Source organism: Streptomyces sp. Alt3, from assembly GCF_030719215.1.
Taxonomy (GTDB): Bacteria; Actinomycetota; Actinomycetes; order Streptomycetales; family Streptomycetaceae; genus Streptomyces; species Streptomyces glycanivorans.
In genome coordinates this window covers 1,515,986-1,534,721 of sequence record NZ_CP120983.1, presented here as the reverse complement: position 1 = coordinate 1,534,721, position 18,736 = coordinate 1,515,986, and the positions used below count along the sequence as shown (strand labels likewise).

The window sequence follows — 18,736 nt, the reverse complement described above, 5'->3', positions numbered from 1 at the left end:
CCGTGCCAGACTGCGGATCATGCGACGCCTGATCCCCGTGACGGACCCGACCACCCCGGCCTCCTCCGCCGCCGACCGCGAGTGGACGCTCGACGAGCTGGCCGACGCCTACGCCTATCCCGAGGCGAGGCGTCCCTGGCTGCGGGCGAACATGGTCTCCACCCTCGACGGCGCCGCCCAGCACGACGGCCGTTCCCAGGGCATCTCCTGCGCCTCCGACATGCGCGTCTTCGGCACGCTGCGTGGGCTGGCCGACGCGGTCGTCGTCGGTGCCGAGACGGTCCGCCTGGAGGGTTACCGGCCCGCGAAGGCACGCGAGGCCTTCGCCGCCAGGCGTGAGGCGGCGGGGCAGGGACCCGCCCCGGCCGTCGCGGTCGTCAGCGCGAGCCTGGACCTGGACTTCTCCCTCCCGCTCTTCGTCTCGCCGCTGGTGCCGACGCTCGTACTCACCGGATCGGCGGCACCCTCCGACCGGGTCCACGCGGCGCGGGAGGCGGGGGCCGAGGTGGTGTTCGCCGGGGACGGATCCGCCGTCGACCCGGCCCGCGCGGTCGCGGAACTCGGCCGGAGGGGCCTCGGCCGGCTGCTCACCGAGGGCGGGCCGCGCCTGCTCGGCCAGTTCGTGGCGGCGGGGGTGCTGGACGAACTCTGCCTGACCCTGTCACCGCTGCTCACCGCGGGAGACGCGCAGCGCATCGCGGGCGGGCCCGCCGTCTCCGTGCCGGAACGTTTCGCCCTCGTCTCCCTCCTGGAGGAGTCGGGATTCCTCTTCACCCGGTACGGGAAGATCTGACATTTAGCGGAATTACCCGTTCCGGTTAGCTCCGGGTGGGCACACTTAGTCCTGCCGACCCCGTGCAATTGCGGGGAAGGATGGTTTCAGCAACAGCGGCCGGTCTCGCGGCCGACAAGATGAAGCGGAAGGCGCCTGTCGTGTTCACGAGCGTTTTGATGATCGAGAAGCCCCTCACCCCCGAGGACGTGGAATTCGTCACCACCCTCCACGGCGAGGAGCGGATCTCGTTCGTCGTGCTGATGCAGCCCCGCAGCGACCAGGCCGACGTACTGCTGCGGGCGATCGACGACGTGGCGATCGGCGAGCTCCGGGAAGCCGTCCGCGAAGGGGACCGGCCCGAGGGAGACGAGGCCAGGGAACCGGCCGAGATGGCGCTCGAGTACTCCCTCCGGGAGCTGCGCGAGGCGGGATCCGAGGCCGTCGGACAGGTCGTCGAGGACCATCCCCTGGACAAGCTGAAGACCGTGGTCGACGACTCGGGGGCCGACGAGGTCATCGTGCTGACGGCACCCCACTACGTCGAGGAGTTCTTCCACCGTGACTGGGCGTCCCGGGCCCGTCACAAGGTCGGCGTACCGGTGCTCAAGCTCTTCGCGCACAGCGAATAGGCTGGGGCGGACCGACCCACGTCACACCTCGGGAGAGACACGTATGGCACCCGGTATTCCTGCCGCTCTGGAACGGCCGCACTTCATCGGCATCGGCGGCGCCGGAATGTCGGGCATCGCGAAGATCCTCGCCCAGCGCGGCGCGAAGGTGGCGGGCAGCGACGCCAGGGAGTCCGCCACCGCGGACGCCCTGCGCGCGCTGGGCGCGACCGTCCACATCGGGCACGCCGCCGGGCACCTGGCCGACGACGCGACCTCGGTGGTCGTCTCCAGTGCCATCCGCGCCGACAACCCCGAGCTGGTCCGTGCCGCCGAGCTGGACATCCCCGTCGTGCACCGTTCCGACGCGCTGGCCTCCCTGATGGACGGCCTGCGCTCCATCGCGGTCGCCGGAACGCACGGGAAGACCACCACCACGTCGATGCTGGCCGTGGCCCTGTCGGAGCTCGCCCTCGACCCCTCGTACGCCATCGGCGGCGACCTGGAGGGCCCCGGGACCAACGCCACGCACGGCGGCGGCGACATCTTCGTCGCCGAGGCCGACGAGAGCGACCGCAGCTTCCAGAAGTACGCTCCCGAGGTCGCGATCGTCCTCAACGTCGAGCTGGACCACCACGCGAACTACGCGTCGATGGACGAGATCTACGAGTCCTTCGAGACGTTCGTCGGCAAGGTCGTCCCCGGCGGCACCCTGGTCGTCGCCGCCGACCAGCCCGGTGCCGTGGAGCTGACCCGCCGGGTCCGTGAGGGCTCCTCCCTCACCGTCGTCACCTACGGCGAGTCCGAGGGTGCGGACGTCCGCGTGCACAAGGTCACCCCGCGCGGACTGACCAGCGAGGTCACGGTCGTCCTCAACGGGAAGTTCCTCACCTTCACGGTCTCCGTGCCCGGCCGCCACTACGCGCACAACGCGGTCGCCGCGCTCGCAGCCGGTGTCGCACTCGGTATCCCGGCGCACAATCTGGCCTCCGCCATCGGCAAGTACACCGGGGTCAAGCGCCGCCTCCAGCTCAAGGGCGAGGCGGCCGGCGTCCAGGTCATCGACTCCTACGCGCACCACCCCACGGAGATGACCGCCGACCTGGAGGCCATGCGCGGCGCGGCGACGGACGCCCGCCTGCTGGTCGTCTTCCAGCCCCACCTCTTCTCCCGCACCCAGGAGCTCGGCACGGAGATGGGCCAGGCTCTCGCCCTCGCCGACGCCTCGCTCGTCCTGGACATCTACCCGGCCAGGGAGGACCCGGTCCCGGGCGTCACGAGCGCACTGATCATCGACGCCGCGAAGGCCGCGGGCGCCGACGTCACGGCCGTCCACGACAAGGCCGATGTCCCCGCGGCCGTCGCGGGAATGGCGAAGCCCGGTGATCTGGTTCTCACCATGGGAGCGGGCGATGTCACCGACCTCGGCCCGCAGATCCTGGACCACCTGTCGAGCTGAGGGAGCCACCGTGTCGTACGACGTCGAGAAGCCGGACGAGCAATGGCGGGCCGAGCTGACGCCCGCCGAGTACGCGGTGCTGCGCAAGGCCGGCACCGAGCCAGCGTTCGTCGGTGAGTACACCGACACCAAGACGGCGGGGGTCTACTCCTGCCGTGCCTGTCAGGCGGAGCTGTTCCGCTCCGACACCAAATTCGAGTCGCACTGCGGCTGGCCGTCCTTCTACGACCCGAAGGACACCGACGCCGTCGAACTGCTCCGGGACGACAGCCTCGGCATGGCGCGCACCGAGGTGCGCTGCGCCCGCTGCGGCTCGCATCTCGGACACGTGTTCGAGGGTGAGGGTTACGCCACGCCCACGGACCAGCGTTACTGCATCAACTCCATCTCGCTGACGCTGGCGCCGGACGAGAGCTGACGCGGACGGGCACGCGCCCGGCCGCGGCAGCGAGCCGCACACCAGGGCGAAGCCCCCGGTTCCCCGCGTGAGAACGTGGGGAACCGGGGGCTTCGACGTGCCGGAGACCGGCGTGATCAGGTCTTCACGAGCTCCGCGGGCTCCCGCTGCACCGGAATCTCGCGCTGCAGCCGCTCGCCCTCGATGTCGAGGTCGGGCAGGATCCGGTCGACCGGGCGCGGCAGCCACCAGGCGGCGCGCCCCAGAAGGTGCATGACCGCCGGAACGATCGCCATGCGGACGACGAAGGCGTCGACGAGGACGCCGATCGCCAGGGCGAATCCGATGGACTTGATGATCGGATCGGGCATGAGGACGAAGCCGCCGAAGACCGCGGTCATGATCACTGCGGCGGCCGTCACCACACGTGCGTTGTGACCGACACCGCTGATGACGGACTCCCGGGCGTCGGCGCCGTGGACGAAGTCCTCCCGCATGCGCGAGACGAGGAAGACCTCGTAGTCCATGGCCAGCCCGAAGAGGATGCCGATCAGGAGGATGGGCAGGAAGCTGACCAGCGGTCCCGGCGTGTCGAGGCCGACCCACGAGGCGAGATGGCCCTCCTGGAAGATGGCGACGGTGATCCCGAACGTCGCGCCGATGGTGAGCAGGAATCCCAGCGCGGCCTTGAGGGGTACCAGGACCGACCGGAAGACGAGCATCAGCAGCAGGACCGACAGCCCGACCACCAGCAGGAGATAGACCGGCAGCGCGCCGGCGAGCTTCTCGGAGACGTCGATGCCGACCGCGGTCGCACCGGTCAGCGAGATCGCCGCGCCCTTGACGCTCTTCACCCGGTCACGGATGTCGTTGACGGTGTTCTCGGTCGTGGCGTCGGTGGGACCGGTCTCGGGGATCACGGCGAGGAGGGCGGTGGTGCCCGCCTCGTTCATCTGCGGGGCGGCCACGGCCAGCACCCCGTCGGTGCCCATGACGATCTTCGCGGTCTCCTCGGCCGCCGCGCCCGTCGCCTCCGGGGTGTCGCCGGACACGACGGCGACCAGCCTGCCGTTGAAGCCCTCGCCGAAGCCCTCGGTGGTCAGGTCGTACGCCTCGCGGTTGGGCGAACCGACCGCCTCGGTGCTCGCGTCGGGCAGTGCGAGGCGCATGTCCTGCACCGGCAGCGCGAGGGCGCCGAGACCGGCCACCCCGAGGATGAGGACGGGGACGCGCAGCCGCGCCACGATCCGGCCCCAGCGGAAGCCGAAGGCCGTTCCGCCCCCGTCGGGAGCGGAAGCTTGGTCCTGTGCCCGGGCCTTCGTGCGGTGCTTGCGGGGGAGGACGCGGTCGCCCGCGAATCCGAGGACGGCCGGCAGCAGGGTGAGCGACACCAGGACGGCGAGCGCGACCGTCGCCGCGGCGGCCAGGCCCATCACCGTCAGGAAGGGGACACCGGCGACCGTGAGCCCGGCCAGGGCGATGACGACGGTGGCACCCGCGAAGACGACGGCCGAACCCGCGGTGCCGGCCGCCCGGCCCGCTGCCTCCTCGCCGTCCATGCCCTCGGCGAGGTAGTGGCGATAGCGGGACATGATGAACAGGGCGTAGTCGATGCCGACGGCCAGGCCCAGCATGAGCGCCAGGATGGGCGCGGTGCTGGTCAGTTCCACCGTGCTGCTCAGGGCGAAGAGTCCGGCCATGCCGGCCGCCACGCCGACCAGGGCGTTCAGCAGGGTCATGCCGGCTGCCACGAGGGAGCCGAAGGTCAGGACCAGCACGAGGGCGGCGACCGCGACACCGATGACCTCGGTCGAGCCGACCTCGGGAACGCCCCGCATGATCTCGCCGCCGTGTTCGACGCGCAGGTCCGGGACGGACTCTCCGGCCTTCGAGAACGCCTCCCGCTGGCTGTCGGTGATGCCGTCGACACCCGAGTCGAACTGCACCTGGACGAGGGCGTAACGGCCGTCCTGCGAGACGGCCTTGGACACGAACGGGTCGACGGCCGCGAGGACACCCGGGACCTTCGAGGCCTCCTCGATCACGGGAGCCACGGCCTGGGGCGTGAGCTTCGCGCCCTCGGGCGCCGCGAGGACCATGCTCCCCGTCGCGCCGCTCGCCTGCGGGAACTCACGGGCGAGTGAGTCCAGCGCCTTCTGCGACTCGGTGCCGGGTATCGAGAACTTGCTGGTGGTGGGTCCGCTGAAGGCGGCGGCGCCGCCTCCGAGCAGTGCGAGCAGCAGAAGCCAGAGGGCGAGGACACGCCCTCGGCGCCGGAAGGACAGCCGGCCGAGCCGGTACAGCAGGATTGCCATGCGAAAGAGGCGTCTTTCTCTTCGGTCTGGACGACTTCTGTCAGCTGGTCCGATGCCCGAGGGTCCTCAGCGCTCCCTGGACCAATTCGGTACGCATCGAGTCGGGTTCGACATCCACGTCGGAGGCGACCGTGACAGCCACGCCGCCGATCACCATCTGTGCCCCGACGCGTGCCCGCGGCTCGCGCGAACGGCCCGCGAGCGCGTCCGCGAGCTGGTCGACGGCCGTGGGGATGACGGCCAGCGCCGGATGGTCGAGCATGTCCGGCAGCTCGGCGAAGATGATCTTGACTTCCAGGCGGAAGCGCATCGCGAGGCCGACGAAGCCCGTCACGGCCGGTTCGACGGCCCGGTCGCCGTCCAGGGTCGCCAGTTGCTCGTTCATGGCGGCCAGGCTCTCGGCCGGCGGTGTCAGCAGTTCGGCGAGGATCGCGTCCTTGCCCGCGAAGTGGTAGAGCAGGGACGCCTTCGAGCAGTGCGCCTCGACTGCGATGTCGTGCAGCGAGGTCCCCTTGAAGCCGTGCTCGGCGAACAGACGCAGTGCGGAGTCCAGGATCTGACGACGCATCGCGGAGGGCGGACGTGGCATGGGTCCACCGTAGCTGACCGATCGGTCAGTCCTGACCGATCGGTCAGGCGTTCCATGTGACCCGGACCACTCCGGCGTCGCGGTCCGGAGCGTCCGGGGCGGCTCGTGAAAGGGTGATGGCCCTCCGCCGGGGCGGAGGGCCATCGCTGGACCGGTACCGGACGCGGGCGGCCGAAGGACGCGCCGCGCGGAGCTACCTGCCCGGGCGGCCGTCCCCGGCGACGAACTCCCCGTCACGCGCGACGACGACCCCTCCGTGCACGACCAGGTCGCGGCGTGGCATGTCGACGACGACCTGAGGCAGGCATTCGCCCCGCACGAGCACGAAGTCGGCCGGGGCGCCGGGCCGGAGGTCGGCGTGTGCGAGGCCCATGACGTCCGCGCCCCCGTGGGCCGCGACCTGGTAACAGTCCGTCAGCTCCTCGTCGAGGCGGACGTCCGTGACCCATCCGAGCAGATGCGCGCGATGCAGCATGTCGGCGTTGCCGAACGGGCTCCAGGAGTCGCGTACGCCGTCGGAACCCAGCCCGACCCGGACGCCGTGCTCGCGCAGCCGCGCGATCGGCAGCACCAGCGAGTCGGACGGGGCCACCGTGGTGAGCGCGATGTCCAGATCGCCCAGTTCGGCGGCCACGGAGTCGAGTTCGCCGTCCTCCAGGCCGGGCAGGCAGAAGACGTGGCTGACGGTGACCTTGCCGTGCAGGGACAGGGCGCGGGTGCGGTCGATGATGCCGCGCATCGCGTCGATTCCCTTCGCTCCCCGGTCGTGAAGGTGGATGTCCACGCCGATGCCGTGGCGGTCCGCGATCCCGAAGACCAGGTCCAGCTGTTCCTCAGGCGCCTGGTCGAAACCGCCGGGGTCGATGCCGCCGATCATGTCCACGGCACCGCTGCGCGCGGCCTCCTCCAGGAGCTCGGCGGTGCCGGGTGTGCGGATGACGCCGTGCTGCGGGAAGGCCACGATCTGGACGTCCAGGGCGTGGCGCAGCCGCTTGCGGGCTTCCGCCAGGCCCTCGACCCCGGCCAGGTCGTAGGCCGGGGCCACGTCGGCGTGGGCGCGCATCGCCCGGGTGCCGCGGGTGACGGCGTGGCTCATCAGTCCGTACGCGCGTTCCGCGACGGACCTGTGCTGGCTGTGGAACAGGTCCACGTCCTGGGCGACGTAGTCGGCGATCCCGCTCGCGGGGCGTCGCGAGACCCAGGACCCGCCCCAGGTGGTCTTGTCGGGGTGGATGTGCGCGTCCACGAGGGACGGCAGCGCGATCCTGCCACCACCCTCGACGACTTTCGCGCCGCGGGGCGCGGGGCCGCGCGACACACGGCCGTCGACGACCACGAGGTCCGTGGCGTCCGGGGCGCCGAGCGGGCGTACGTCGCGGAAGACGACAGGGCCGGTGTGCGGCTGCCCGTCGCCCGACGCGGCTGACACGGGCGCGGCCGGTGCGGCCTCCGCCCGGGGGGCCGGTGCCACGGCGGCCGTGGTGCCGGCGACGGCGACGGCGCCCGCCAGGACGGAGCGTCGGGAGAAGGTGCCGGGAGAGGGCGATGACGGCTGCATGGGAACTCCTGCTGCGGGTCGGCGCGGTGGGGGAGGAATCGAGGACGGGCCGTGCGGGGCCGGTGGTTCAGAGGGCGATGCCGGCCCTGACCACCCGTACCGGCCGCGTGAGGACGGAGACGTCGGCCAGCGGGTCCCCGTCGAGGAGGACCGCGTCGCCCGCGAAACCTCGCGCGAGACGGCCCACCGTGCGCTCCAGCCCGAGGAGGCGGGCCGCGCCGGTCGTGGCGGTGCGGATCGCGTCGAGCGCGGGCAGCCCGGCGGCGCGCATCAGTTCCACCTCACGGCCGATCGGACGCACCGTGCCGCCCGAGGAGTCGGTCCCCGCGGCGAGCGGGACCCCGAGTTCGTGTGCCGCGAGGACCGCGCGCTTCAGCACCGGGAGGTAGGTGCGCCCCCGCTCCGCGAGGACCGGGTCGGATGACTGGGCCAGGCCGGCGATGGCGGTGAGCGTGGGCGTGAAGTACGTACCCCTGCGGCGCATTTCGGCCAGGGTGCGCTCCCCGACGAACGCGCCGTGCTCCAGGGAGCGGATGCCGGCGGTGACGGCGTCGTGGCAGCCCTGCTCGCTGTAGCTGTGGCAGAGCACGCCCTTCCCCCTGCGCCGGGCCGCGGTGACGATCTCGGAGAGCTGCTCGTGCGAGTACACCTGGGTGAGCGGGTCCTGCTCGGGCAGTCCGGCGCGCTCGTTGACCCGCGTCTTGATCACGTCCGCGCCCCTGGCGATGTTCACCTCGACCACGCGGCGCAGCGCCTCGGCCGAGCGGACGCCGTCCTTCAGCCGGGCGAGCGGGGTGAGGTCCGGGTCGGCGAGCACGGTCTCGCCGAGGTCCGGGGTGACGAAGACGCCCGCGGCGGTCAGCCGGGGCGCGAGATCCGGGCTGTGCCGGGCGAGTTCGCGTACGGCGATGTCCTGGTAGAACGACGTGGATCCGCTGCGCGCGCTGGTCGCCCCCTGGCGGACGGCGTCACGGGCCTCGGCTGCCGTGCTCAGGTGGATGTGCGCGTCCACCAGGCCGGGCAGGACCCAGCGGCCGTGCGCCTCCAGGACCTCGGCTCCGTCCGGCACGCTCACGGATCCCCGCGGGCCCGCCGCGCGCACCGTCCCGTCCCGGATGACGACGACGGCGTTCTCGGTGACCTCGCCGGTCGCCGGGTCGAGCAGGGTGCCGCCCCGGATGACGAGGCCGGCGGCCCGCTCGGCGGCGCCCGGGGCGGTCCGGGCCGGGGCCGCGTCACGGTCCGCGGACACCGCCGGAGCGGCCGCGGCCACTGTCCCGGCGAGCGCGGCGGCGCCGGCCAGGATGCCGCGGCGGGTCAGCCTGCCGGACGGCGGGGGGAGGGCTTCGACGCACATGAGGGCTCCTTGGGGGGAGGGGGGCCGATGGCTTTCCCAGTTTGTATACCAAGGCTCGGGCGACGATCAAGGATTGTGTCGGTGAACAGGTTGATTGCCCAGGTATCGGTACCTGGACCCGCAGGTCGCGCGCATGGTTGGATCACCTTGGTATACCGGCTGCCTGCCGATCCGGCCGTGCGGTCCCGTGCAGACGTCGCCGATCCGTGCGGTCCCGTGCAGACGTCGCCGATCCGTGCGGTCCCGTGCAGACGTCGCCGATCCGTGCGGTCCCGTGCAGACGTCGCCGATCCGTGCGGTCCCGTTCAGGCGTCGCCGAACAGGGAACGCAGGGCGACCGCCCTGCTGTCCCGCACGTGCAGCAGCGTGCTGGCCGCCGCGGCCTCCGCGTCGCCGGCGCAGATGTGCCGGTACATCTCCGCGTGCTGGGCCCGCATGTGCGCGGGTTCCTCGCGCATGCCGAAGAGCAGCCGGAGCTGCCAGCTCAGCTGCTCCATGGTGCGTACGAGCAGAGGGTTGCCCGACATCGCCACGACGCCGTCGTGGAAGGCCGTGTGGGCGGCCACCTCACGCGTCCCCTCGTCCGACGCGGCGGCCGACTCGGCCTGGCCGAGGGTGGCCCGCAGACCGGCCGGTCCCCGGGTGTCGCCAGCCGCCACGGCACGTGCCGCGAGCCGTGACGCCTGGACCGCGAGGGGCTCCCAGACCTCGTACAGGTGCTCGACATCGGTGTACTCGAGGCGCCGGACGCGGACGCCGCTGTGGGGGAGCAGCTCCAGCAGGCCCTCCGCGACCAGCGCACGCAGCGCCTCGCGCACGGGCACGCGGGACATGCTGAGCTCCTCGGCGACCTCACGCTCGACGAGGCGGGCGCCCTGCGCGTAACGCCTGTCGACGATGCGCTGCAGGACGGCCTCACGCGCCCGTGCGCTGAGTGAGGCCGGTCCCGTCGCCGCCGGAGCACCCGGGCCGCTGTCGCGGACCGCCGGGCCGGCCCCGCTTCCGTCCGCCACCTGTTCCGCCTTCATCCGTGCCCGCCCGGCGTGGTCCGGACGAACGAACCCAAGTGCTGTCCCGCAATCCCCGGCGGGCGCACGACGACAGCTACGGCACCTCGCCGCGTTGTCGGAACTCCCGAATACGTCCAGTATGCGGGTGTCCCTCCGCCTTGCGATGCACCGCATCTGACGCCGCGCGCTGATCCACCGGAGATTACGGGACAGCCCTCAGTCCTCGTCAGGCCCGGACTCCGAGGCCACCTCGGCGCGCAGCAACGGGTGCACCACCCCGGGGAACACCCGGGCCAGCACGACCTCCTCGGCCGACCCTCCCCGCACCACGGTCTCGGCCACGCCCCAGGGCCGCCCCGCCAGGTGGATGGTCAGTGTGTACGAGGAGGAACAGCCCATGCACTCGTAGCGGTCGGCCCAGGCCTCCACGTCCGTGACGCTGCCCGGGTAGCGCTTCACGTGCCGGTGCCGGGCGTGACAGTGGTCGCACGTCTCGCCGGGCTCGCACGTACCGCCACACGGACACGGCACGTCCAGCGTCTCCGCGGGCAGCCACCGCTGGATCAGCCGGGCCTCGCGGGTGGCGGCCGTGTCCTTCATCGCCTTCAGGTTCCGCGCGGCGACGTTGTACGACTCGCCGGTCGAGGCCATCCGGTCCCGGATCACGTCCTTGCGTCCGCGGTTCGTCGTCATGCCGTCTCCTCCTGGGATGTCACGCAGCCCGCCAGGAGGCACACGAGATCAGAACGCTCCACGGTACCTGCCGTGCGGTGTGTCCGACGACCTCGTCACCCTCTGCGCACCCGCCCGGCTATGCGTCTGCCGAGGCGGCCCAGGGAGCGGGAGGGCCGGTTCCAGGCACGGAACGCGTCGAGGGTCCGGCTGTTCCCCTCGGCCTCCACGGCCTGCTCCACCGCAGCGAGGCCTTCCGGGGACAGGCCCCGCACGACGGGGCGCAGCACCTCATCCAGCAGGCCGGTCCTGGTCCGGGTCCACTCGGCGCCCGCGTGCGGGTGGGCGTTCCACACGGTGAAGCAGTCCGCGACGTACACGGGATCCGCCCCCAGCAGTGCCAGAACCGCTTCACGGCGGGCGGCGGTGCCGTACGCCGCGATCAGGTCCTCGTCCCCGCTGTGCACGAACGCGTACAGCTCCTCCCCCGGCCGCCCGGGAGCCAGCAGCCGCTCGGCCAGGGCGCCGAAGGCGTGCTCCAGGGGAAGGGGGCCGGCCGGTTCGGCGCGGGCCCGCAGCGTCCGCGCGCGGTCGGTCCAGCCCGCTTCCGGAGCACCCGAGCGCAGCTCGCGCGCGAAGTCCAGCAGCATCAGGCGGGCGCGCACCTGGGTGCCCAGCTCCTGCGGGAAGCCGCGCAGCAGGTCGTGGGCGAGTTCGGTGGCGTCCTCGTCGTCGAAGGGAGCGGCGAGCGCGGCGTCGACCAGGTTCGACCAGGTGCCCGCCGTCCGGTGGGCGTCGGAGGTGGTCTCGCCCAGCAGCGTCCTGGCCTCGCCAGCCGTCGGCGTGTCCCCGCCCCACACCAGGCCGACGGCGGTCCGAAGCACCAGCGGCTCGGCGAACGGGGACATCCCCGCCGCGCGCAGCACCGTGTGCAGGACCGCCACCCGGTCCGTGCCCCGCGCCTTCGCGCCGGGTGCCTCGGCGCACATCCGCAGATGCGGCAGAGCCTGTGTGCCCGTGAACGGCAGCGCCACCCGCACCAGCAGCCGCTCCGTGTCCGAAGGGTGGTCGGGGGCGAGCCGGTCCAGCTCACCGAGGAGCGCCGTACGGACGTCGAACTGCTCGTCCAGCAGGTCCAGCAGTGCGCGGGAGCCGCCCGCCTCCGGATCGTCGAGCAGTGCGCGGGCCAGCCGCCCGACGACTGCCGGGAGCAGCTCCGAGCAGTCGACGCCCAGGAGCCGGACGATCCTCAGCAGCTGCACGGTCCGTGCGACGCTCCGGGGCACCCCGGCGGCGAGTTCGGCCAGCAGCTCGTCGCCGAGTTCCTCGACCAGCGCGGCGAGGGCGCGCTCCCCGGCGGGCTCCTCGAACGCCGAACGGGCAGGAGGCTCCAGGTCCACGTCGTCGCCCCGCACCGCCTCCGTCACCAGCAACGCGGCCAGCGGAGCCGTGACAGCGGCCGGACAGCGGCCGTCGAGCGCCGTCAGCAGACGCAGGGCCGCCGCGCACTCCGCGGCCGTACGGTCGTCGGCGGGCGCGGTCAGGGCGTCCGTCAGCTGCAGGGTCCGCTTCTCGTCCAGCGCGTAGGGCCGCTCGGCCGCCCAGTCGGCCGCCGCGGCCCGCTCAGCGGACCCGAGCGCGATGCCGGCGCCGAGGGCCGTGACGGCCAGCGGCCCGGCGGCGAACGGTTCCCCCGGAAGTTCCGCCGCCTCCCGGAAGAGCTCGGGGGACCGGCTGCGCCAGATCCGGGCGGCGGTCCCCGCCCAGGCGTCGGCCACCGACCCGGAGGGGCGCGGACCCGAGGCGGTGTGGACCCGGAACCGCGGATCGCTGATGTCGGGGGCGTCCTCCGGGAGGACACCGATGACCTGGTGCGCCCTGCGCCCGGGGTCGCGGGTGTACGTGGTGAAGGTCAGCCGCTCGGCGTGCTCCCGGGGCAGCACGGCGGTGGCCAGGGCGACCCAGCGGGCCACGTCCGCGCTCTGCCGCTCCACGAGGACGACCCGCGGCGCGGACGGGTCCTCGCTCACCCGGCGCAGATCGCTGAGCACGGCGGCGATCCAGGGACTGCGGGCCACGGCGAAGTCGCCGAGCCCCTCCCTGGTGAGCCCCTGGGCCGGGCCGGGCGCGCCCGACATCGTGGTCAGCGGATCGGACAGCATGCGGCCGGGTGTCGCGGACAGCCACCCGGCGGCCCCCCACGCGGCGACCGGGAGGACCCGGCCGGGTATCGGCGCACCCGGCGGGAGGAGCACGGCGTGTGCGTGGAACCCGCCCGCGCCCGTGGCGACCGTACGGCTGAGGAGATGACTGCCGTCGGAGAGCGCGGCGAAGCCGAAGGCCACCGGCAGCGAGCGGATCCGGGCGTCGGTGAGCCGGCCGGGAGTGCCCTCCGGGGCGTCGTACGCCAGGAGCGGCGCGGCCTCCGCGCGCACCGGCCCGGCTATCGCGGGATCCACCGCGGTGAACCGGCCGGCGGGCACCTCGTCCCCGGACGCCACGGAGGTGTAGTGCAACTGCGGGAGGCTCATGCGTAGGCCCTCATCGTCCCTGCCACGTGCGTCCCCGTCACACGCACCGGCCGCCGCTCGCCGCCCTGTCGGTGCGGCCCGGCCCGGCGGAGCGACGACCCCGGCGGGGAGCTTTCCGTAGTCGTGCGGGCGACGCTATCAAGCCCTGACGCCCCGTTGGGCCGCGCGGCGTCGGCGGGCGCACTGAGGGCTGTCCCGAAATCCCTGGCGGGCGCACGACGACAGCTACGGCACCTCGCCGCGTTGTCGGAACGCCCGAATACATCCAGTATGCGAGCATCCCTCCGCCTTGCGATGCACCGCATCTGACGCCGTGCGCTGATCCACCACGGATTGCGGGACAGCCCTTAGGTTGGAGTCCATGACCGAGGTGACGCTTTCCGCGGGAGTGGTGGAGTACGAGGACACGGGCGGTGAGGGGCCCGTCGTGGTCCTGCTCCACGGGGTCGCGATGAACGGTTCGCTCTGGCGTCACGTCGTCGCCGGGCTGGGCCCCGGATACCGGTGCGTGGTGCCCACGCTGCCGCTGGGCGGCCACCGCAGACCCATGCGCCCCGACGCCGACCTCACGGTCCTCGGAGTCGCCCACCTGGTGGGCGAGTTCCTTGAGGCGCTGGACCTCCACGACGTCACCCTGGTGATGAGCGACTGGGGCGGCGCGCAGGCGCTCGTCGCGGAAGGCAGGGACCGGCGGATCGGCAGACTGGTGATCACGTCCTGCGAGGCGTTCGACAACTTCCCGCCGGGTCTGCCCGGCCGCAATCTGTACACCGCGGCCAAGGTGCCGGGCGGGCTGCGGCTCGCCTTCGCCCTGCTGAAGCTGAGGCCGCTGCGCCGGCTTCCCCGACCTGGGGGTGGATGAGCAAGCGGCCGGTCCCGCACGACGTGATGGACGACTGGTTCCGGCCGCTGTGGACCTCCGCCGCGATCCGGAAGGACCTGCGGGCCTATGTGCTCGGGGTGCCGCCCAAGGACGAACTCCTCGCTTGGGCCGAGGCGTTGCGCACGTTCGACCGGCCCGCGCTCGTCGTCTGGGCGGCCGAGGACAAGGTCATGCCGCCGGCCCACGGCCGACGGCTGGCGGACCTGCTGCCCCGGGGCGAACTCGTGGAGATCGCCGACAGCTACACGCTCATCCCCGAGGACCAGCCGCAGCGGCTGGCCGAGGCCGTCAAGGCGTTCCTGCCGCTGCCGTGACGAGGGCCGGCCGGGCACGGGGCGCCCTCCGGACGCACTCCCGTACCCGGCCGGGTGGCAACGGGCGTGCCCTCAGACCTTGGTGACCTCCGGTCCGGAGGCGCGGCGCATGCCGAAACCGGCCAGCAGCGCGCCGACGGCACACAGGACCGCTGTGACGATCACGGCGGAGTGCACACCGTTCATGAACGCGTTGCCGCTGCCCTCGATCACGGCGGCCCTCAGCTGCGCGGGCATGTCGGCCGACACGGGCGAGACACCCATGGACACCGCGTCCTTGGCCTCCTCGAAGCCCGCCGCCGCGTCCGCCGGGACACCGGCGGACGTCAGCTCGCCGGTGAGGGTCGAGCCGACCTTGCCGCTGATCAGCGACACCAGTACGGACGTGCCGAGGGCGCCGCCGATCTGCAGCGAGGTTGCCTGGAGCCCGCCCGCGACACCGCCGTCCCTGCGCGGGGCGTTGCCGACGATGGCGTCGGAGGACGCCGACATCACCATGCCGACCCCGAGACCGATGGCGAGGAACGGCGGCCACATCGCGGCGAACGCAGATCCGGCGTCCCAGGTCAGCATCCACAGGGAGGCCGCCGCCTGGAGGACCATGCCGAGCGGCATCGTGACCCGCGGGCCGAAGCGCTGCGTCAGGGCGGCGCCGAGCGGCGCCGCCACCACGGTGGCAAGGCTGAACGGCAGGGTGCGGACACCGGCCTCGACCGGGGAGAAGCCCCGCACGTTCTGCAGGTACAGCATCACGAAGAAGATGACGCCCAGCATCACGAAGAAGTTGATCGCGGTGACGATCGTGCCGATGGTCAGCGAACGGTTGCGGAAGAGGCGCATCGGCAGCAGCGGGTGCTCCTGCCGGGTCTCGTACCAGCAGAAGACGACCAGCACGGCCAGGCCCGCGGCGATCGATCCCAGCGTTCCGCCGGAGGTCCAGCCCCAGGTCTCCCCCTTGACCACGCCGAAGATCAGGGCGACCAGACCGACGGCGAGCAGGATCACGCCGGGGACGTCGAAGCGGTGGTGTCCGGTGGAGTCCTTGCTCCTCGGGAGCACGAACAGGCTGAAGACCAGTGCGAAGAGGCCGATCGGGGCGTTGATCCAGAAGACCGACTGCCAGTTGACGTGCTCGATGAGCAGGCCGCCCACGATCGGTCCGAGCGCGGTGGAGCAGGACGCCACCATGGCCCACAGGCCGACGGCCATACCGAACTTGCGGGGCGGGAAGACCGCGCGCAGCAGCCCGAGGGTGTTGGGGATCAGCAGGGCGGCGAAGAGTCCCTGGGCGGCGCGGAAGGCGATCACGCCCTCGATCGAGCCCGACAGCCCGATGGCCACCGAGGCCAGGGTGAAGCCCACGGTGCCGACCATGTAGACCGTGTGCCGTCCGAGGCGGTCACCGAGCTTGCCGCCCAGGATCAACAGGGCGGCCATGGCTATCAGATAAGCGTTGGTGACCCACTGCAGGTCGGCGGTGGACGCGTCGAGGTCCCGGCCGATCTCCGGGTTGGCGATCGCGACGACGGAGCCGTCGAGGTTGACCATGAACAGGCCGATGGCGACGGCGATCAGCGTCAGCCAGGGATTGGTGCGCCTGCCCCTCGGCGCGTCCGGTGGACTGCTCTCGGGCAGGGAGGAGGTGTCCACGGTGGTGGAGGACATGGGTGAGCCTTGTCTGTGAAACGTCGGTACGACGGGAGGAGACGCGCCGGGGCGCGACGACCGCACCGTGGTCGTCGCGCATGAGGGCACCCGGCAGCAGCAGGCCGGGAGACCCGGCCGCGGCAGTGCCGGGCGGGGGAAGTCAGCCGGCGGGGGAGTGGAGGCGGCCGTCCAGTGACGCCAGTGCGCCCAGGGCCGCTCCGAGAGCGTCGAGCTGCCCCTCGGTGAGGGTGTGCAGCGCGCGCGCCATGTGTGCTTCCTTGAGTGCCCGCGCCGCGGCGAGCCGCTCGCGGGCGGTGGGCGTCGGGTGCAGGTGGGCGATCCGCTTGTCGTCCGGGTCCCGCCTGCGCTCCAGCAGCCCGAGGCCGGTGAGCTGGGAGACGAGCGCGCTGACGTTGTTCGGCTTCATCACCAGGGCTTCGGCCGACTCGCGGACGGTGATCCCCTCGCGCTCCTCCACGAGGAACAGCAGCGCCAACTGGCCGTCGGGGAGCCGGGGATGCGGGAACTCCTGCGCCACCTTCCGCTCCAGACCCCGGTAAAGCGCAGGCAGGGACGCCACGAGCGCGGAGGCTACGCGGTCGATGTCCTGGGCGGGTGCGGTGGGGTCGGGCACCCCGGCAGCATAGGTACGGAATAATAGCTATGTCAAAATACCTGAATGCCGCGTCAACCGGACCGGCCTCCGGGTGGTATACGTGCCGTTGAGAGCCCCGCGGCACCGCTCAGGCGGTCGAGAGAAGGACCTGGCCCGTGACTCAGGCGATGGACAAGCCGACGCACCTGATCGAGTTCGAGACGATGCTGCTGGGCAGGCACCTCCAGCTCGGCGCGCCCCGGTCGAGGCGGGGCGGTGGGCGCCTCGACCGCAGTGCGTACACGCTGCTGAGCCGGATCCGCGTGCAGGGGCCGATGTCCATCGGGCAGCTCAGCGAGGCCTTCGGGCTGGACGCCTCAACCCTGAACCGGCAGACCGCCGCCATGCTGCGGGCGGGTCTCGTCGAGCGCATTCCCGACCCCGATGGGGGCATCGCCCGCAAGTTCCGCATCACCTCTGCGGGTGAGGCCGGCCTCGACGCGGAACGTGCGGAGAACATCAGCGGTCTGGAGCGGGTGATGGCCGGGTGGTCGCCCGACGAGGTCGCCGTCCTCGCCGCGTATCTCAAGCGCCTCAACAGCGACATCGAGAACCTCGACGGGCGTCCCTGGCCGCGGCCCTGAAGCGAGGACCGGCGCCGGAGGGCCCGGGGGAGCCGGCCCCGGCCTGCCGCGCGAGCCGTGGACTCGTCGGCCAGGGCGGCGGTGCCCGGCGTCTCCCGGCGGGCCTGAAGAGGATCTACGGCCGCGCTTAAGAAATCCTCGATGGACCTGGAGCGCCGGGTACGGCACATTTCTCGGTGACGGCAGAGAGCGCGCCGACAGGCGGTTCGCCCTGTCCCGTCCGTCGTATCCCCCCCGCACCCCCGGGCCGCAGGCCGTTCCTCGGCATGCCCGGGAACGGGGGTCCGCCCCGCACCAGGTACAGGGAGCCGCAGCCGTGAAGGCACTCGTGAAGCACAAGGCCGAGCCGGGACTGTGGCTGATGGACGTGCCCGAGCCGGAGACCGGCCCCGGGGACGTGCTGATCAAGGTCCTCCGCACCGGGATCTGCGGTACGGACCTGCACATCCGCGACTACGACGGCTGGGCGCAGCAGGCCGTGCGCACGCCACTCGTCCTGGGCCACGAGTTCGTCGGCGAGGTCGCCGGGATCGGCGCGGACGTCGTCGACATCAAGGTCGGTGACCTGGTCAGCGGTGAGGGTCACCTGGTCTGCGGGAAGTGCCGCAACTGCCTCGCCGGGCGCCGGCACCTGTGCCGCTCCACCCTCGGACTCGGGGTCGGCAGGGACGGTGCGTTCGCCGAGTACCTGGCGCTGCCCGCCTCGAACGTCTGGGTGCACCGGGACAAGGTCGACCTCGACGTCGCCGCGATCTTCGACCCGTTCGGCAACGCCGTGCACACCGCCCTGTCCTTCCCCCTGGTCGGCGAGGACGTGCTGATCACCGGCGCGGGCCCGATCGGCATCATGGCGGCCGCCGTGGCGCGTCACGCGGGCGCCCGCAACGTCGCCATCACCGACGTCAGCGAGGCCCGTCTCGACCTGGCGAGGAAGGTCGGCGTCGACCTCGCCCTGAACGTCTCGGGCGAGACCATCGCCGACGGCCAGCGCAGGCTCGGTCTGCGCGAGGGCTTCGACATCGGCCTGGAGATGTCCGGCCGCCCCGAGGCCATGCGGGACATGATCGCGAACATGACGCACGGCGGCCGCATCGCGATGCTCGGACTGCCCTCCGCCGAATTCCCCGTCGACTGGTCCCGGGTCGTCACCTCCATGCTGACGATCAAGGGGATCTACGGCCGTGAAATGTACGAGACCTGGTACGCCATGTCCGTGCTCCTGGAGGGCGGGCTCGACCTCGCGCCCGTGATCACCGGCCGGTACGGCTACCGCGACTTCGAAGCCGCGTTCGACGACGCCGCGAGCGGACTCGGTGGCAAGGTTCTTCTCGACTGGGCCGCCTGAAGCTCCTCGTACGCACCCGTATCCACCTGGGAGACAC

At 72.3% G+C, this 18,736-nt stretch carries 15 protein-coding genes and 1 pseudogene; 7 read left to right on the top strand and 9 right to left on the bottom strand.

The window, feature by feature from the left end; translation table 11 throughout:
- Positions 1-19 precede the first annotated feature (19 nt).
- The 4 genes from P8A20_RS06620 to msrB all read left to right on the top strand — a co-directional run bounded on the left by P8A20_RS06620 (position 20) and on the right by msrB (position 3,260).
- Positions 20-793, top strand: a complete 774-nt coding sequence (locus P8A20_RS06620) for a pyrimidine reductase family protein (RefSeq protein ID WP_147959974.1) — start codon at positions 20-22, stop codon at positions 791-793.
- Between the two features lie 158 nt (positions 794-951).
- Positions 952-1,404 (top strand): indole-3-glycerol phosphate synthase, encoded by a 453-nt coding sequence (locus P8A20_RS06615; protein WP_181396814.1) that lies wholly within the window; start codon positions 952-954, stop codon positions 1,402-1,404.
- A 43-nt stretch (positions 1,405-1,447) separates the two neighbouring features.
- Entirely contained in the window at positions 1,448-2,842 is a 1,395-nt protein-coding gene (murC, locus tag P8A20_RS06610) for a UDP-N-acetylmuramate--L-alanine ligase (RefSeq protein WP_306103055.1), read from the top strand.
- A gap of 10 nt (positions 2,843-2,852) precedes the next feature.
- Positions 2,853-3,260, top strand: a complete 408-nt coding sequence (gene msrB / locus P8A20_RS06605) for a peptide-methionine (R)-S-oxide reductase MsrB (protein ID WP_147959976.1) — start codon at positions 2,853-2,855, stop codon at positions 3,258-3,260.
- A 116-nt stretch (positions 3,261-3,376) separates the two neighbouring features.
- On the opposite strand, the gene P8A20_RS06600 is transcribed toward msrB, so the two are convergent.
- The 7 genes from P8A20_RS06600 to P8A20_RS06570 all read right to left on the bottom strand — a co-directional run bounded on the left by P8A20_RS06600 (position 3,377) and on the right by P8A20_RS06570 (position 13,271).
- Positions 3,377-5,554, bottom strand: a complete 2,178-nt coding sequence (locus P8A20_RS06600; RefSeq protein ID WP_147959977.1) for an MMPL family transporter — start codon at positions 5,552-5,554, stop codon at positions 3,377-3,379.
- 40 nt (positions 5,555-5,594) lie between these two features.
- A complete protein-coding gene (locus P8A20_RS06595) occupies positions 5,595-6,143 on the bottom strand; it encodes a TetR/AcrR family transcriptional regulator (protein ID WP_147959978.1) in 549 nt (182 codons plus the stop codon).
- 193 nt (positions 6,144-6,336) lie between these two features.
- Entirely contained in the window at positions 6,337-7,701 is a 1,365-nt protein-coding gene (locus P8A20_RS06590) for an amidohydrolase (protein ID WP_147959979.1), read from the bottom strand.
- A gap of 67 nt (positions 7,702-7,768) precedes the next feature.
- Positions 7,769-9,058: an amidohydrolase family protein gene (locus tag P8A20_RS06585; protein WP_147959980.1), complete on the bottom strand. Its 1,290-nt coding sequence runs from the start codon at positions 9,056-9,058 to the stop codon at positions 7,769-7,771.
- 305 nt (positions 9,059-9,363) lie between these two features.
- Positions 9,364-10,086 carry a GntR family transcriptional regulator gene (locus P8A20_RS06580; protein ID WP_147961200.1) on the bottom strand — a complete coding sequence of 241 codons (723 nt, stop codon included), beginning with the start codon at positions 10,084-10,086 and terminating at the stop codon, positions 9,364-9,366.
- 198 nt (positions 10,087-10,284) lie between these two features.
- The gene (locus P8A20_RS06575) at positions 10,285-10,761 is read right to left on the bottom strand and encodes a hypothetical protein (protein WP_147961201.1); all 477 of its coding nucleotides are present in this window, start codon (positions 10,759-10,761) and stop codon (positions 10,285-10,287) included.
- Between the two features lie 95 nt (positions 10,762-10,856).
- Complete coding sequence (locus tag P8A20_RS06570; RefSeq protein WP_147961202.1) at positions 10,857-13,271, bottom strand: GTPase-associated protein 1-related protein; 2,415 nt, start codon at positions 13,269-13,271, stop codon at positions 10,857-10,859.
- 361 nt (positions 13,272-13,632) lie between these two features.
- Here P8A20_RS06570 and P8A20_RS06565 point away from each other — a divergent pair.
- Positions 13,633-14,468: pseudogene (locus P8A20_RS06565) on the top strand (alpha/beta fold hydrolase).
- Positions 14,469-14,540: 72 nt separating this feature from the next.
- Here P8A20_RS06565 and P8A20_RS06560 read toward each other — a convergent pair.
- Both P8A20_RS06560 and P8A20_RS06555 read right to left on the bottom strand, forming a co-directional pair.
- Complete coding sequence (locus P8A20_RS06560; RefSeq protein WP_147961204.1) at positions 14,541-16,133, bottom strand: MFS transporter; 1,593 nt, start codon at positions 16,131-16,133, stop codon at positions 14,541-14,543.
- 142 nt (positions 16,134-16,275) lie between these two features.
- A complete protein-coding gene (locus tag P8A20_RS06555) occupies positions 16,276-16,749 on the bottom strand; it encodes a MarR family winged helix-turn-helix transcriptional regulator (RefSeq protein WP_147961205.1) in 474 nt (157 codons plus the stop codon).
- 149 nt (positions 16,750-16,898) lie between these two features.
- Between P8A20_RS06555 and P8A20_RS06550 the strand changes: the two genes are divergently transcribed.
- Complete coding sequence (locus P8A20_RS06550) at positions 16,899-17,354, top strand: MarR family winged helix-turn-helix transcriptional regulator (RefSeq protein ID WP_147961227.1); 456 nt, start codon at positions 16,899-16,901, stop codon at positions 17,352-17,354.
- Between the two features lie 316 nt (positions 17,355-17,670).
- Positions 17,671-18,699, top strand: a complete 1,029-nt coding sequence (tdh, locus tag P8A20_RS06545) for an L-threonine 3-dehydrogenase (RefSeq protein ID WP_030124718.1) — start codon at positions 17,671-17,673, stop codon at positions 18,697-18,699.
- Positions 18,700-18,736 lie beyond the last annotated feature (37 nt).

Coding starts and splice junctions, on each gene's coding strand:
- P8A20_RS06620 (WP_147959974.1), top strand. CDS start 20: ATGCGACGCCTGATCCCCGTGACGGACCCGACCACCCCGGCCTCCTCC.
- P8A20_RS06615 (WP_181396814.1), top strand. CDS start 952: ATGATCGAGAAGCCCCTCACCCCCGAGGACGTGGAATTCGTCACCACC.
- murC (WP_306103055.1), top strand. CDS start 1,448: ATGGCACCCGGTATTCCTGCCGCTCTGGAACGGCCGCACTTCATCGGC.
- P8A20_RS06600 (WP_147959977.1), bottom strand. CDS start 5,554: ATGGCAATCCTGCTGTACCGGCTCGGCCGGCTGTCCTTCCGGCGCCGA.
- P8A20_RS06595 (WP_147959978.1), bottom strand. CDS start 6,143: ATGCCACGTCCGCCCTCCGCGATGCGTCGTCAGATCCTGGACTCCGCA.
- P8A20_RS06590 (WP_147959979.1), bottom strand. CDS start 7,701: ATGCAGCCGTCATCGCCCTCTCCCGGCACCTTCTCCCGACGCTCCGTC.
- P8A20_RS06585 (WP_147959980.1), bottom strand. CDS start 9,058: ATGTGCGTCGAAGCCCTCCCCCCGCCGTCCGGCAGGCTGACCCGCCGC.
- P8A20_RS06580 (WP_147961200.1), bottom strand. CDS start 10,086: ATGAAGGCGGAACAGGTGGCGGACGGAAGCGGGGCCGGCCCGGCGGTC.
- P8A20_RS06575 (WP_147961201.1), bottom strand. CDS start 10,761: ATGACGACGAACCGCGGACGCAAGGACGTGATCCGGGACCGGATGGCC.
- P8A20_RS06570 (WP_147961202.1), bottom strand. CDS start 13,271: ATGAGCCTCCCGCAGTTGCACTACACCTCCGTGGCGTCCGGGGACGAG.
- P8A20_RS06560 (WP_147961204.1), bottom strand. CDS start 16,133: ATGTCCTCCACCACCGTGGACACCTCCTCCCTGCCCGAGAGCAGTCCA.
- P8A20_RS06550 (WP_147961227.1), top strand. CDS start 16,899: ATGGACAAGCCGACGCACCTGATCGAGTTCGAGACGATGCTGCTGGGC.